We start from the raw sequence: 15,732 nt of genomic DNA on the forward strand, positions 1-15,732 counted from the left end.
TCTACGTCGACCGCCTCGTTCAGGTCGGCGAGACCAACCAGCTCACCGAAGCGTTCCCTCTCGACATCGACCCGGCGGCGCTGCGCAGGTAGCCGGCGCCAGACACCGAGACGGTCCAGCCGCGCTGATCCGGCGGGGCCAGGCCATCAGCGTACGGGCGGCCCCGGATCGGCTGCTCGGTCATCGTGCGGTATGGATTGACCACGAGCTATCGGTCGAGGAGTGATTCCAGCGCCCCTTTGATCTCAATGATGAGTTCTCCAACATTGGGGATGGCACTGATAAAGCTTCCGAAAATATCGTCAATCGCCTTGAGTAACTTGGCCAGGAGTTTTCGGGCACGTCGCCACCGGTAGTGCCTAGCGGGATCGCTGCCATCAGGGTGATCGCCAGCGTCGTAGTCGGGGTCGTCCTCCGGGTCTGGGCCCAGCTGCGATTCGTCGAACCCAGTGTCGTCCTCAGACTCGACTCCTGGACTACGTTGAAGGGCAATATCCCAGGCACGGAAAGCTCGTGTTCGAGTCCAGTTGACTACCTCAAGCTTCAGTTCCAGTTGTTGCCCGGTCAGGCCAACCTGCTCAAGCGCAGCATCGAGCACAAGCGCGCGGGGGCTACTTGCATCGTTGAGGCGAAGGGCCTCGATCACCTCTGGGAAGGCTCCGACCGCGTCTAGCTGGTCCAGCGCAGTCCGGAACTGACTCCTCAGGTGTTGGCCGTTCGCAGGAAACAGGTTCGGGTCATTGACAATGTTGAGAAGCAACTGCCTGAGCGGCAGAATGCCTTCTGCAAGTCTGTTGCGGTCTGCTAGCGACATATGAACCTTCGGCTGTCAAGTGATGATTCCTCACGTTAAGCGTGCTATAGGCAGAGTGTGCAGAGGTGAGGGCCATTCGGCGTATGCGTGGGCTTTAGGGCGACTCCGCAGAGGGTGCAGCCCGGAACTACACCCAGAAATTGCAGGGGAGGCCACCAGGGGGCGTGGCCACGCTTCGGAGTCTCTTCGCGGGGGTCTTGCGGGGACAAGACCGGTATGGCCAGGCGGCCTGACAGGGCGCAAGGCGGCGGTGGGCACTTGCCGCCGGAGCTGTGGACCGAGTGAAGGAAGCCCTGGCGAGGCGGTCACTGGCGCATCGGGGTGGCTGCTTGTGTCGGGGCACGGGGAGTGTTTCGGTCGCTGTCTGCTGGCCGGGGCAGGGCGACACGCCGGGGCGGGCGGGCATTCGCAGTATGGGTACCGGATCGTGGACCGGCCGGGCGGCGGGCGCACGCTGGAGCCGGACCCGGTCTCCTCGGAGCCGTCCGCTTCATGGGTGGGCTGCTGCTGGAGGGGCGGAGCCAGCGTGGATGTTCGCGGCGGCCCTGGAAGCGGCCGGCTTCGATACGCCCGCCACGTACGTGTGGAAGCACCAGGGGAGACCTATTCGAGCAGCGAAGCCCTCCCAGAGCGGTGAGGTCGCCCGCAGCCGTTGAGTGGCCTCACTGCCGGGCCCCCGCCTGGGCGAGGGTGCGACCCGAGAGCGGTCCGGCCCCTGGGTTACCAGGATCGCGTGCATCTTTTCGCCGCCCCCCGACCTTCTTACGGAAGTCGGACGGCCGCCGCGGCGGTGCCCCGCGGCGGGGTCCGCGCTGGCAGGGTGGCCGGGTGCCCGGAACCACCCCCCACCCCCGCCCCCGCTCCCACCCCCGCCCGCCCCTCGCGGCCTGCGGCGCCGTGCTCGCGCTGCTCGCCCTGGTCGCCGCGCTGGCCGCCACCGTCACCACCGGCGGCACCCTCGGCCGCCCCGGCCCGCTGTACGCCTGGTACCCGCTGGACGCGGCGCTGTTCGCGCTCGCCGTGCTGCTGCTGCGCCGGGTGCCGGCCCGGCCGGCGGCGGGACTGGTGCTGGCCGGGGCCGTCGCCGTCGCGGCCACCGGGCTGCTCGCCCCGCCCCGGACCAGCGACGACGCCTACCGCTACCGCTGGGACGGCCGGGTGCAGGCGGCCGGCCTCTCCCCGTACCGCTACGCGCCCGACGACCCGGCGCTCGCGGGCCTGCGCACGGGCTCCCCGGACCTCTTCCCGCCGCACGGCCCCTGCACCGGCTGGGACGAGCGGCGCACCGCCGCCGGCGAGTGCACCCACCTCAACCGCCCGGCCGTCCACACCATCTATCCGCCGGTGGCCGAGGCCTGGTTCCTCGCCCTGGAGGGCGCGGGCGGCGGCATCCGGACCGCCCAGCTCGGCGGGGCGCTGCTCGCCGTCGCCACCACCGGCCTGCTGCTGGCCCGGCGCCGGCCGGTGCGCGCCGCGCTGTGGGGCTGGTTCCCCGGGGTCGCGCTGTGGGCCGTCAACGACGCCCACGTGGACACCCTCGGTGCGCTGCTGCTGGTGGCCGCCCTGCTGGCGGCGGCCAGGGGGCGGCGGGCGGCGGGCGGGGCACTGTTCGGCGCCGCCGTCGCCGTCAAGCTGGTCCCGGCGGTCGCCCTGCCCGGCGCGCTGTCCGGGACACTGGCCCGCCGACCGCGCCCGCGCGACCTGCTGCTGCCCGCGACGGCCCTGCTCACGGTGGCCGCGAGCTACCTGCCGTACCTGCTGCTCTCCGGCGGCGGCGTGCTCGGCTACCTCCCCGGCTACCTGCGCGAGGAGGGCTACGACCGCACCGAGGTGGACCGCTTCGGGCTGCTGCGGCTGGTCCTGCCGACGGCGTTCGCCCCGTACGCGGCGGCGCTGGTGCTGCTCGCCGTCGCGCTGTACGTGCTGCGCCGGGGTGATCCGCACCGGCCGTGGGGCGGCGCGCTGCTGGTGACCGGCACCGCGCTGCTGCTGGCCGCGCCCAACTACCCCTGGTACGCACTGCTGGTGGTGGCGCTGGTGGCACTCGACGGGCGCTGGGAGTGGCTGGCCGTTCCGGCCGCGGGCGCCGCGCTCTACCTGGGCGGCGGCGACCTCCAGCAGCCCGCCTACGGCGCGGCGCTGCTCGCGGTGCTGGCGGGGGCCGCCGTGCGGCGGAGCAGGCGGGTGGACGACCGGGGCGGTGCAACGCGAGTCCGCCCCAACGGGGTTGCCGCCTGACAGTTGATCACCGGAACGCAGGGACAGCCCTGACCGCGGACTGACCGTCACCTCGCGGCACCGGCCCCGACCGCCCACCGGGCGGCCGGGGCCGTGGTGCGTCCCGGCCGCGGTGCCCGCCCGCCGAACGGTGGTGCACGAAGGACGAAAGGTGGGCCGCGCCGCGGTCCGGGGTGGTCCGGGTGTGGTCGCGAGGGCCCGTGGGGGAGGTCCGTTCGAAGCGTCAATGTTGCTCTGGACATGCTGAGTTACGGTCAGTCAGGGCAGCTTGGAGCAGTCTTGACGCCCCTGATGGTCTATGCCACTCTCTCCGCAGGTCTGGACCAATCTAAGCTGGCGTGAATCGCCGGAGCACCACCATTCGGCTGTGGCCACCATCCGTCGGCGGATCGGATCGGCGGACACGGCGGCCCAGGACAGCCCCGGACGGCGTGCGGCCCACGCCCGGGCACCCGCCGCCGTACCCCGCATCGCGACCCCGACCGCCGGGACGGTCCCACCGCTCACGCTCCCCGCAGCACCCACCACTCGAAGTGAGCAGCGATGCCTGAACAGAACGCGGCCCGCCCGTCCGTCCCGGCCGGCGCGGCCCAGCACGGGGTCTGGCTGACCGAGCGCCTCGGCCTGGCCGGCCGGAACTACCACATGCCGCTCGGCGCCGCCTTCGAACGGATCGACCCGGCCGCCCTCGCACTCGCCTGGGAGGACGTCCTCGACCGCCACCCCGTGCTGTGCTGCGCACTGGCCGAACGGGACGGCGTGCTGCACCTGGTGCCGACCGGGCCGCGCTCCTCGCTGCTGGTGGCCGACGCGCGGGCCGACAGCGTCGCCGAGTTCGCCAAGCGGCTCGAGGAGGAGACCGCCCGCCCGTTCCGGCTGGAGACCGGCCCGTCGGTGCGCGCCACCCTGTACCGCCGCCCCGACGGCCGGGCCCATCTGCTGACCGTCGCCCACCACGCCGTCTTCGACGGGATGTCCAAGGACCTGCTGCTCGCGGACCTGGCCGCCGCCTACAACGCCCGCCGCCTCGGCCGTACACCCGCCCTGACCGTCGAGCAGCCCGCCCCGCAGGCGCCGCCGCCCGCCGACCTGGTCGCGCAGGCCGCGCAGTGGTACGCCGGGCGGTGGACCGACCGCGCCGAGGTCGCGCTCCCCGGCGCCGGCCGCCCGGCCGCCACCCCCGGTGGCCCCGCCGAGAGCGTCGACCGGCTGCTCGGCCCGGTCGAGCACCGCGCCCTGCACACCGCCGCCCGGATGGCCGGGGTCAGCGTCTTCGAGCTGCTGCTGGCCGCCGCGCACGCCCTGCTGCTGCGCTACGGCAACGAGGACGCCGCGATCGCCGTCCCGCTGTCCACCCGCAGCCCCGGCCGGCACGACGCCGTCGGCCTGTACGTCAACGAACTCCCGCTGCCCGTCCCGGCCGTGGACCAGGACACGACCGGGCTGGCCGGCTTCGCCCGGGCCGTGCGGGCCCGGTTGCGGGAGATCTACCCCTTCCGCGGGGTGCCGTTCGGCCTGGCCGTCCGCGGCCTGACCCCGCGGGTCGGCCTCACCCCCGTCACCCTGAGCTACCGGCGGCGCGGCGCCGACCCGCTGTTCGAGGACGCCGGGGCCGCCGTCGACTGGGCGGTTTCCAACCACAGCGCCCGCACCACCCTCAACCTCCAGGTGGTGGACGGGCCCGACCGGGCACAGATCTCGCTCCAGTACGACCCGGCCGTGGTGCCGCCGGACGCCGCCCGACGGATCGCCGGACACTACGCCACCCTGCTCGACGCCGCCGTCGCCGACCCGGACCGGCCGCTGGCCGAACTCCCGCTGCTCGGCGACGCCGAACTGCACGCCGTCACCGAAGGCTGGAACGCGACCGCCACAGACACCCCCGCCACTCCCGGCCTCACCGTGCTCGACCTGATCGACCGTCGGGCCGCCCTCACCCCCGACGCGGTCGCCGTCACCGCCGCCGACGAGACGCTCGACCACCGCACCCTCGCCGCCCGCTCCACCGCCCTCGCCAGGACCCTGCGGGCCCGCGGGATCGGCCCGGGCAGCCTGGTCGCCGTCCACCTGGAGCGCACCGCCCGGCTGCCGGTCGCGCTGCTCGCCGTGCTGCGCACCGGCGCCGCCTACCTGCCGCTCGACCCGGCGCACCCGGCCGCCCGGCTGGCGTTCCTGCTCGCCGACTCCGGCGCGGACCTGCTGCTCAGCGACCGCCGTCCGCCGGCCGAACTCCTCGACGTGGCACCGGTGCTGCTCGTACCGGACACCGGCCCCGCCACCCCGCTGGCGGCGCCGCCCACCGGCCGCCCCGGCCCCGGCGACACCGCGTACGTGCTCTACACCTCCGGCTCCACCGGGCGCCCCAAGGGAGTCGCGGTCGGTCACCGGGCGCTCGCCAACCTGCTCGGCTCCTTCGCGGAGCGGCTCGGCTCCGGGCCCGGCCACGTCTGGCTCGGCCTGACCTCGCTCTCCTTCGACATCGCCGCGCTGGAACTGTTCCTGCCGCTCGCCACCGGCGGCCGCCTGGTGCTCGCCCCCGACGGTCTGGCCGTCGACGGGCCCGGACTGCTGCGGCTGATCGCCGCCGAGGGCGTCACCCACGCCCAGGCCACCCCCTCCGGCTGGCGGGTGCTGCTGGCCGCCGGCCCCGGCCGCACCGGCCTGACGGCGCTGGCCGGCGGCGAGGCACTGCCGCTGCCGCTGGCCCGCGAGCTGCGGGCCGCGGTGGCCCGGCTGTTCAACGTCTACGGGCCGACCGAGACCACCATCTGGTCGACCTGCGCCGAGATCCCCGCCGAACCGCAGCGGATCGGCATCGGCCGCCCGATCGCCAACACCCGCGCCTACGTCGTGGACGGACGGCTGCGGCCGGTCCCGGTCGGACTGCCCGGCGAACTGCTGCTCGGCGGCGACGGACTCGCCCTCGGCTACCTGGGCCGGCCCGCACTCACCGCCGACCGTTTCGTGCCCGACCCGTTCGGCCCGCCCGGCTCCCGGCTCTACCGCACCGGCGACCTCGCCGCCTGGGACGGCGAAGGCGCACTGGACTACCTCGGCCGGATCGACCAGCAGGTGAAGATCCGCGGCCACCGGATCGAACCCGGCGAGATCGAGTCCGCGCTGCTGGAGCACCCGCAGGTGGCCGAGGCCGCCGTCACCGTCCACCACGGCCCGGACGGCGAACCGCGGCTCGCCGCCCACCTGGTGGGCGCCGCCGACCCCGCCGCCCTGCGCGAACACCTGCTGCGGATGCTGCCCGCCGCCATGGTGCCCCGGCACTTCACCACCCTGGACCGGCTGCCGCTGACCCCCAACGGCAAGCTCGACCGCCGGGCGCTGCCCGCGCCCCCCGCCGAGGCGGTGGCGCCCGCGTCCGCCGGAGCCCGCGCCACCGGCGACCGGGTCACCGACGCGCTGTGCGCCATCTGGTGCGAGGTGCTCGGCCTGCCGGAGGTCGGACCCCAGGACGACCTGTTCGACCTCGGCGGCCACTCGCTGACCATCATCCGGATCTCCTCGCGGATCCGGGAGACCTTCGGCGTCGAGGTCGACTTCGACGTCTTCTTCGACACCCCGACCGTGGCCGGCATCGCCGAGGCCGTCGCCCGGCTGCGCTGACCCGCGCCCGCCCGCCCCCGTCCCGCCCGCCGGCCGGGCGCCCCCGATCCCGAACAGGACCACGATGACCGAAACCCAGCCCCTGACCACGGGCTGGTCCGACGCCAAACGGACCCTGCTGGCGCAGCGGCTGCGCGGCGCCCGAGGCCCCGCCCGTACCGTGAACCCGCGACCCGCCGGGAGCGCGGCGCCGCTGTCCAGCAGCCAGGAACGGCTCTGGTTCATGGCCCAGCTCACCCCCGGCTCCACCGCCTACGCGCTGGCCCCCGCCCGCCGCCTGCACGGCCGCCACGACCGGGCCGCACTGGACGCCGCGCTCACCGACCTGCTCGCCCGGCACGAGAGCCTGCGCACCACCTTCCCCGCCACCGCGGACGGTACGGCGTACACCGTGGTCGCCGACCCGGCGCCGTTCACCGCCGGATACCTGGACGCGAGCGGCGAGGCCGAACCGGACCGGCGCGCCGCCGAGGCCGTCGAGGCGCTGCTCGCCGAACCCTTCGACCTCGGCCGCGGCCCGCTGCTGCGGGTCCTGCTGGTCCGCCTCGCCGAGCGCGAGCACGTCCTCGCCCTGGTGCTGCACCACATCGTCTGCGACGGCTGGTCGATCGACCTGCTGCAGCGCGAACTCGACGCCCTGTACGCCTGGCACGCCGACGGCACCCCGCACGGCCTCGCCGAACCCGCCCTCCAGTACGGCGACTACGCCGCCTGGCAGCGGGCCAGGACCGCCGACGGCGCCCTGGACGCCTCCCGCGCCCACTGGCAGGCCGAACTGGCCGGTGTCCCGCCGCTGGAACTGCCCGCCGACCGGCCCCGGCCGCCCGTCCTGACCTACGACGGCGCCGCCCACGAATTCCACTGGGACGCCGGCCTGTCCGGGCGGGTCACCGAACTGGCCCGCGCCCACGGCGCCTCCCGCTACATGGTGCTGCTCGCCGCGTACCAGGTCCTGCTGGCCCGGCACAGCGGACAGACGGACTTCGCGGTCGGCTCGCCGGTGGCCGGCCGGCTGCACGGCGAACTCGAGGCCCTGGTCGGCATCTTCGTCAACATGCTGCCGATCCGGGCCCGGCTCACCCCGGAACTGACCTTCGGCCGGCTGGTCGGCCGGGTCCGCGAGCGGACCCTGGACGCCTATGCCCACCAGGAGGTGCCGTTCGAGCAGATCGTCTCCGACCTCGCCGTCGAACGCGACGTCAGCCGGGCCGCCGTCTTCCAGACCACCTTCGCCTTCCAGAACTACGGAGAACCCGCCACCGCCGCACCGCCCGGCGCCACCCGCACCGAGGGCTTCGGCCACCGCGCCGCCACCACCCACCACGACCTCGCGCTGTACCTGCGCGACGAGCCCGACGGAAGGCTGTACGGCCTGTTCACCTACCGCACCGACCTGTTCGACCACACCACCGTCCAGCGCCTCACCGCCCGCTTCGAGGTGCTGCTGCGGGCCGCCCTCGCCGACCCCGACCGCCCGGCCCTGGAACTGCCGCTGCTCGCCCCCGGCGAGGACACCGAACTCGCCGCCCGCGCAGCCGGCCCCGCCCTGCCCGCCGACGGCCCGGCCACCCTCACCGCCCTGCTCGCCGCGGCGGCCGCCCGCACCCCCGACGCCCCCGCCCTCACCCACGGCACCGAAACACTCACCTACGCCGCCCTCGAACGCCGCGCCACCGGCTTCGCCCACCGCCTGCGCGCCCTCGGCGCCGGACCCGGCGACGTGGTCGCGCTCTGCCTCGAACAGTCCCCGGACCTCGCCGTCGCCATGCTCGGCACCCTCAAGGCCGGCGCCGCCTACCTCCCGCTCGACCCCGAACAGCCCGCCGGACGGCTGGAGTTCCTGCTCGCCGACTCCGCGGCCGCGATCCTGGTCACCGGCCCCGGCACCGCCCCCGCCACCGGCCGCCGCGGCACCGTGCTCCGCATCGACGCCGCCGCCGAGCACGCCGCCGACACCGGACCGCTCCCCGAACTCGCAGGCCCCGGCGACCTCGCGTACGTCATCTACACCTCCGGCTCCACCGGCCGCCCCAAGGGCGTCGCCGTCCAGCACCGCCAGATCGTCAACTACCTGGCCGGCGCCGCCGAACGGCTGCGGATAGAACCGGGCGGCTCGTACGGCCTACTGCAGTCCCTCGCCTTCGACTTCAGCATCACCATGCTGTACCTCGGCCTGTCCACCGGCGGGCGGATCCACCTGCTGCCCCGGCGGATCTCCGGCGCCGAACTCGCCGACGCGATGGCCGACCACGCCATCGACTACCTCAAGATGACCCCCTCCCACCTGGCCGCACTCGCCGCCGACGCCCCCGCCGAACGCCTGCTGCCCCGCAAGGCCCTGCTGCTCGGCGGCGAGGCGAGCCCGGCCGGCTGGGCCCGCGACCTGGCCCGCCTCGGCCGGTGCGCCGTCTTCAACCACTACGGCCCCACCGAGACCACCGTCGGCGTCACCGTCCACGAGGTAGACCCCGACGGCCCCGGGCACGGCTCCACCCCGATCGGCCGCCCGCTGGCCGGCGCCCGCTGCTACGTCCTGGACGAGCGGCTGCAGCCCGTCCCGCCCGGCACGGCCGGCGAACTGCACCTCGGCGGCGACCGGCTGGCCCGCGGCTACCTCGGCCGCCCCGACCTCACCGCCGACCGCTTCCTGCCCGACCCCTACGCCACCGCACCCGGCGCCCGGATGTACCGCACCGGCGACCTCGTCCGCCACCGGCCCGACGGCGAAATGGAGTTCCTCGGCCGCGCCGACCACCAGATCAAGGTCCGCGGCCACCGCGTCGAACCCGGTGAGATCGAGGCCGCCCTCACCGCCGTCCCCGGCGTCACCCAGGCCGTCGTACTGGCCCGCGGCGACGGCATCAAGCAGCACCTGGTCGGCTACCTGGAGTGGCCCGGCGACGGCGAGCCGCCCACCGCGGCCGCCCTGCGCACCCTCCTCGCCGACACCCTGCCCGACTACATGGTCCCGGCCCGGTACGTGGCACTCGACCGCCTCCCGCTGCTCGCCCACGGCAAGGTCGACCGCGCCGCGCTCCCCGCCCCCGCCGACGGCCCCGCCGACCCGACCGGGTACCGGCCCCCCGAAGGCGACACCGAGGAACGGATCGCCGCACTCTGGGCCGACCTGCTCGACCTCGACCAGGTCGGCGCCCTCGACGACTTCTTCGAACTCGGCGGTCACTCGCTGCTCGCCACCCAGGTGGTGGCCCGGCTCCGCCGCGCCCTGCCCGACCAGGCCCGCACCCTCGGCGTGATGGACCTCTTCCAGCACCCCACCGTCCGCACGCTCGCCGCCCTGCTCGGCGCCGACGCCGCCGAGCGCGGACCGCGCCGCCTGCTGCACCGCCTCACCCCACCCCGCACCCGCACCAGCGCCTCGGTGGTCTGCGCCCCGTACGGCGGCGGCAGCGCACTCATCTACAAGCCGCTCGCCGACGCCCTCCCGGACGACTGGGCCCTGCACTCGCTGGCTGTCCCCGGCCACGAACTCGGCGAGGAGTCACGGCCGTTCGACGAGGTCGCGGCCGAGACCGCACAGGAGATCCTGGACGGCGTCGAGGGCCGGATCGTGCTCTACGGCCACTGCGGGCTCGGCGTGATGCTCACCGTGGAGATCGCCCGCCGACTGGAGGCCGCCGGCCGCCAGGTCGACGCCGTCCACCTCGGCGGCAGCTTCCCCTTCGCCCGCCCCGAAGGACGCGGCGCCGCCCTGTCCGAACGCTTCGGTGCCCTCACCGACCGCCTGCGCAGCGACCAGGACATGGTCAACGCGCTCACCTCGGCCGGCCTGGACACCGAGGACTTCACCCCCGAACAGCTCACCCTGATCGTCCGCAACCGGCGGACCGGCACCAAGAAGGCCGAGCAGTACTTCGGCGAACTGTTCCGCACCGCCGGCGGCCGGCTGAACGCCCCGGTCATCGCGGTCGTCGGCGAACGCGACCCCGCCACCGAGTTCTACCAGGAACGCCACCGCGAGTGGCACCGGCTCACCGACACCACCGGCGTGGTGGTCCTCGACGAGGCCGGCCACTTCTTCCTCAAGTACCGCGCCGAGGAGCTCGCCGCCGTCCTCACCGAGGTGCACCCCGCCATCGCCGCGGGCACCGAACAGGACCACGCCCGCACCCCGGACGCCACCTGGTGGCTGGAGGACGTCTCCCGCGACCCGGCCACCGCCGCCCGGCCCGCACCGGACGGCGGCGGACGCCCTACCGCCGAAGGCACCGGACGGCAGGTCAGACCCAGCCTCGGCCGCTTCCTGGCCGTCGCCACCGGCCAGCAGATCTCCATGATCGGCTCGGCGCTCACCGAGTTCGCCCTGCCGATCTGGATCTACCTGCGCACCGGCTCGCTCGCCGACCTCGGCCTGCTCGCCGCCTGCGGACTCGTCCCCGGCATCCTCGCCGCCCCGCTGGCCGGCGCCGTCGTCGACCGCGGCGACCGCCGGAAGGTGATGCTGGCCGGCGACCTCGCCGCCGGCGCCACCCAGGCCGCCCTGCTGGCGCTCTACCTCACCGGCGGCCTGCACGTATGGCACGCCTACGCCCTGATCGCGCTGCTCTCGCTCGCCCTCGCCTTCCAGCGCTTCGCCTGGGGCTCGGCCGTCCCGCAACTGGTCCCCAAGCGCTTCCTCGGCCGCGCCAACGGCATCGTCCAGATGGCACTCGGCTTCGCCCAGTTCCTGGTCCCGCTGTTCGCCGTCGGCCTGCTGGCCGGCCTCGGCCTCGGCGGCATCCTCGCCATCGACGTGGTCAGCTACACCGCCGCCGTCGCCGTCACCCTCGCCGTCCGCTTCCCGCAGGCGATGGCCTGGCGCCGCCGCGAGAGCGTCACCGAGGAGATCAGGGCCGGCTTCCGGCGGGCGCTCGGCAGCCGGCACTTCCGCGCCATGCTGGTCTACTTCGCCGTCCTCAACATCTTCCTCTCCCCGCTGTTCCTGCTCACCACCCCGCTGGTGCTCTCCTTCGCCGACCTGCCCGCCACCGGCTGGGTCGCGCTGGCGGCCGGCGCGGGCGCCGTCGCCGGCGGCCTCACCCTGCTGGTCTGGGGCGGCCCGCGCCGCGACCGGCTGCGCGGCGTCCTGTACGCCACCCTGGGCCTGGCCGCCGCCTGCGTCCTCACCGGCCTGCGCCCGGCCCTGCCACTGGTCGCGCTCGGCGCGTTCGGCATGACCCTCGGCCTCGCGCTGCTCAACGGCACCTACGCCACCATCATCCAGACCAAGGTCCCGCTGCGCTTCCACGGCCGGATCATCGCCGTCAACACCATGGTCGCCTGGTCGACCCTGCCGATCGGGTTCGCCGTCGTGGCCCCCACCGCCCCCGGCCTGCTGCAGCCCCTGATGGACGAGCACGGCGCACTCGCCGGCACCGTCGGCCGCCTGATCGGCACCGGCGAAGGCCGCGGCATCGGCCTCGCCTACCTGCTGTTCGGACTCGCGATGGCCGCGCTCGCCCTGATCTGCCTGCGGATCCCGGTCCTCGCCCGGTTCGACCGCGAGGTGCCCGACGCCGTCTCCGACGACCTGGTCGGCCTGAAGACCCTGCAAGCCCGCACCAAGGACGAGGTGGACGCATGACCACACCCGCCGACCCGCCCGGCCACCCGCTCACCCCCGACCAGCACCGGCTGTGGTTCCTCCAGCAGCTCGACCCCGCCGACACCGCCTACCACCTGTACCTCGCCCACCGCTGGCGCGGCCCGCTCGACCCGGACGCCCTGCGCACCGCCCTGGACGGCCTCGCCGCCCGCCACGACATCCTGCGCACCCGCTTCCCGCTGATCGGCGACCACCCCCGCCAGATCGTCCACCCGCCCGGGCCGGTCGACCTCGCCGTCCACCGCATCCCGCCCGGCGCCACCGACACCGACCTCACCGAGGCCGTCGCCCCGTACGTCAACCGGCCCTTCGACCTGACCACCGAGCCGCCGCTGCGCGCCGTGCTGGTCAGCTCCGGCGAACGCGAGCACGCACTCTGCCTGGTGCTGCACCACATCGCCGCCGACGGCTGGTCCGCCGCCCTGCTCCAGCAGGAACTCCTGGCCCGCTACCAGGGCGCCGACCCCGCCGCACTCCCGCTCCAGTACGGCGACCACGCCCGCGCCGAACAGCAGCGCCTGACCCCCGAGGCCACCGAGCAGGCGTACGCCCACTGGCGGGCCCGGCTGGCCGGCACCGAACCGCTGCGGCTGCCCACCGACCGGCCCCGGCCCGCCCGCCCCACCCACCCGGCCGGCTTCACCGACCTCCACCTCGGCCCCGAACTGACCGCCGCCGTCGACCGGTTGGCCCGCACCGAACGCTGCACCCCGTACATGGTGCTGCTCGCCACCTACCAGATCCTGCTCGGCCGCTGGAGCGGACAGGACGACTTCACCGTCGGCACCCCGCTCGCCGGCCGCGGCGAGAGCGCCCTCGAAGCGCTGATCGGCTACTTCACCCGGACCGCCGTGATCCGCGCCGACCTCACCGGCGAACCGGACTTCCGGACCGTGCTGCGCCGGGTCCGGGCCGCCACCATGGACGCCCTCGCCCACCAGGACGTCCCGCTGGAACGGCTGGCCGCCGACCAGGGCGCCGGACCCGGCGAACTGCCGTTCCGCACCCTGTTCATCCTGCAGAGCCAGACCGAGGCCGACACCGCCCGGCCCCAACTCCCGCCCGGCGTCGAACTGATGGCGCTGGACTCCGGCTTCGCCCGGGCCAAGGCCGACCTGCTGCTCGACTGCTGGCGCACCGCCGACGGCCTGACCTGCTCCTTCTCCTACGACCTGGAACTCTTCGACCGGGCCACCGCCGACACCCTCGCCCGCCGCTACCGCACCCTGCTCACCCACGCCACCACCGACCCGCTCACCCCCGCCCACGGCGACTGGCTGCTCGACCGCGACGAACGCACCGCCCTGCTCGCCCGCGCCACCGGCCCCGCCCTGCCCGCCGTCCGCCGGACCCTGCTGGAACGCTTCGCCGAACAGGTCGCCCTGCGCCCGGACGCCCCCGCCCTCGTTCTCGGCGACGCCACCCTCGGCTACGCCGAACTCGACCGCCGCGCCACCCTGCTGGCCGCCCGGATCGGCCCGCTGACCGGCCGGGTCGCCGCCGTCGCCCTCACCCCCTCGTACCAACTGGTGACCGCGCTGCTGGCGGTCTGGAAGGCCGGCGGCGCCTACCTCCCACTGGATGCGGCCCAGCCGGCCGAACGATTGCGCCAACTGGTCGCGGACGGCGGCGCGAGCCTGCTGCTGGCCGCGGCCGACGCGCCCGACCTCGGGATACCGCGCCTGGACCCCGGAGAGGGTCCCGGGGATCCTTCCGCCGCACCTGCCGGACAGCCGCCCGGTGCCCCCGCCGACGCGCCCGCGTACGTGCTGTTCACCTCCGGCTCCACCGGGCGGCCCAAGGGCGTGGTGGTCGACCACGGCGCACTCGCCGACCGGATCGACTGGATGGCGGGCGGCACCCACGGCGGCTACGGGCTCGGACCCGGCGACCGGATCGTCCAATTCGCCTCGATCGGCTTCGACACCCACGCCGAGGAGATCTGGCCCGCCCTCGCCTCCGGCGCCACCTGCGTCCTGCTCCCCGGCGGCGGCCGCACCCTGCCCGACTTGCTGCGCAGCGAAGCCGGCGGGCAGATCACCGTCCTCGACCTGCCGACCGCGTACTGGCACGAACTCGTCCTGCTGGAGGAGGAGTTCGACTGGCCGCAGCGGCTGCGCCTGGTAGTGCTCGGCGGCTCCGCCGTGGAGGCGGGCCCACTGGCCCGCTGGCACGCCCGGCACGGCGGCCGGATCCGGCTGGTCAACACCTACGGCCCGACCGAGGCCACCGTCATCGCCACCAGCGCCGACCTGACCGCACCGGACCCGGACCCGGCGGCGGACCCGGCCGCCCGGCCGCCGATCGGGCACCCGCTGCCCGGGGTGCGCTGCCACGTCCTCGACCGGCAGTACGGGCTGGTCCCCGACGGCGGCGAGGGCGAACTCTTCCTGGCCGGCGCCGGACTGGCCCGCGGCTACACGGGCCGCCCCGACCTGACCGCCGACCGCTTCCTGCCCGACCCGTACGCACCCGAGCCCGGAGCCCGGATGTACCGCACCGGCGACCGGGTCCGCCGCCGGGCCGACGGCGCACTGGAGTTCCTCGGGCGCACCGACACCCAGGTCAAACTGCGCGGGTACCGGATCGAGCCCGGCGAGGTCGAGGCCGCGCTCACCGCCCACCCCGCGGTCGCCCACGCCCTGGTCCTCGTCCGGGACGGCCGGCTGCTCGGCTACGCCGTCCCCGCGCCCGTCCCCGCCCCCGGCGCGGCACCCGCCGAGCCCGCACTGCTGGCCCACCTGGCCGAACGGCTGCCGGCCTTCATGGTGCCCGCGAGGATCACCCTGCTCGACCGGATCCCGCTCACCGTGAACGGCAGGCCGGACCTGTCCGCCCTGCCCGACCCCGGGCCCGGCACCGGCGCCGCCGGGGGCGGCGGGCACGAGTACCTGGCGCCGCGCACCGACGCCGAACTGCTGGTCGCCGAGATCTGGGCGGACGTACTCGGCATCGACAAGGCCGGGGCCCTGGACGACTTCTTCGCGCTCGGCGGTGACTCCCTGCGGGTCACCCGGGTCGCCGCCCGGATCCGCTCGCTCGCCGGGCTGGACCTCACCATCCGCGAGGTCTTCGAACATCCCGTACTCGCGGACCTCGCCGAACGGGTCGAGGCCCGGCTGATCGCCGAGATCGACGCCCTGACCGACGCCGAGGCCACCGACCGCCTCGCCTGACCACCCCTGACTACCCCTGACCACCCTAGGAGCGCACCATGTTCGCCGTTGTCATCAACGACGAGGAGCAGTACTCGGTCTGGCCCGCCCACCGCGAACCCCCGGCCGGCTGGCAGCCCGAGGGCACCCGCGGCACCCGCGAGGAGTGCCTGGCCTGGATCGCCGACATTCGGACAGGGCCAGGGTCCGCCGACCGGCGGCCGGACGGCGAACAGCACGGCCAGCGCGGCGGCGGCCAGCAGGGCCAGGGTGCCGAAGAAGCCGTCGCGGGCCGAACCGGC

The 15,732-nt window shown here is 74.9% G+C and carries 5 protein-coding genes and 1 pseudogene; 5 read left to right on the forward strand and 1 reads right to left on the reverse strand.

Annotated features, from left to right (window positions below):
• Positions 1–208 precede the first annotated feature (208 nt).
• Positions 209–814: a hypothetical protein gene (locus AB0D08_RS27510; RefSeq protein ID WP_359892512.1), complete on the reverse strand. Its 606-nt coding sequence runs from the start codon at positions 812–814 to the stop codon at positions 209–211.
• 828 nt (positions 815–1,642) lie between these two features.
• On the opposite strand from AB0D08_RS27510, the gene AB0D08_RS27515 reads away from it, so the two are divergent.
• The 5 genes and pseudogenes from AB0D08_RS27515 to AB0D08_RS27535 form a co-directional block, all read left to right on the forward strand.
• A complete protein-coding gene (locus tag AB0D08_RS27515) occupies positions 1,643–3,052 on the forward strand; it encodes a hypothetical protein (RefSeq protein WP_359892514.1) in 1,410 nt (469 codons plus the stop codon).
• 543 nt (positions 3,053–3,595) lie between these two features.
• Positions 3,596–6,670: an amino acid adenylation domain-containing protein gene (locus AB0D08_RS27520; protein WP_359892517.1), complete on the forward strand. Its 3,075-nt coding sequence runs from the start codon at positions 3,596–3,598 to the stop codon at positions 6,668–6,670.
• Between the two features lie 64 nt (positions 6,671–6,734).
• The gene (locus AB0D08_RS27525; protein WP_359892520.1) at positions 6,735–12,254 is read left to right on the forward strand and encodes an amino acid adenylation domain-containing protein; all 5,520 of its coding nucleotides are present in this window, start codon (positions 6,735–6,737) and stop codon (positions 12,252–12,254) included.
• Positions 12,251–15,451 (forward strand): amino acid adenylation domain-containing protein, encoded by a 3,201-nt coding sequence (locus tag AB0D08_RS27530; protein WP_359892522.1) that lies wholly within the window; start codon positions 12,251–12,253, stop codon positions 15,449–15,451. The genes AB0D08_RS27525 and AB0D08_RS27530 overlap by 4 nt, the downstream gene beginning before the upstream one ends.
• Before the next feature lie 38 nt (positions 15,452–15,489).
• A pseudogene (locus tag AB0D08_RS27535) lies at positions 15,490–15,612 on the forward strand (MbtH family protein); the annotation flags it as partial.
• Positions 15,613–15,732 lie beyond the last annotated feature (120 nt).

It is taken from the genome of Kitasatospora sp. NPDC048540 (genome assembly GCF_040651175.1).
Classification (GTDB): domain Bacteria; phylum Actinomycetota; class Actinomycetes; order Streptomycetales; family Streptomycetaceae; genus Kitasatospora.

Coding starts and splice junctions, on each gene's coding strand:
- AB0D08_RS27510 (WP_359892512.1), bottom strand. CDS start 814: ATGTCGCTAGCAGACCGCAACAGACTTGCAGAAGGCATTCTGCCGCTC.
- AB0D08_RS27520 (WP_359892517.1), top strand. CDS start 3,596: ATGCCTGAACAGAACGCGGCCCGCCCGTCCGTCCCGGCCGGCGCGGCC.
- AB0D08_RS27525 (WP_359892520.1), top strand. CDS start 6,735: ATGACCGAAACCCAGCCCCTGACCACGGGCTGGTCCGACGCCAAACGG.
- AB0D08_RS27530 (WP_359892522.1), top strand. CDS start 12,251: ATGACCACACCCGCCGACCCGCCCGGCCACCCGCTCACCCCCGACCAG.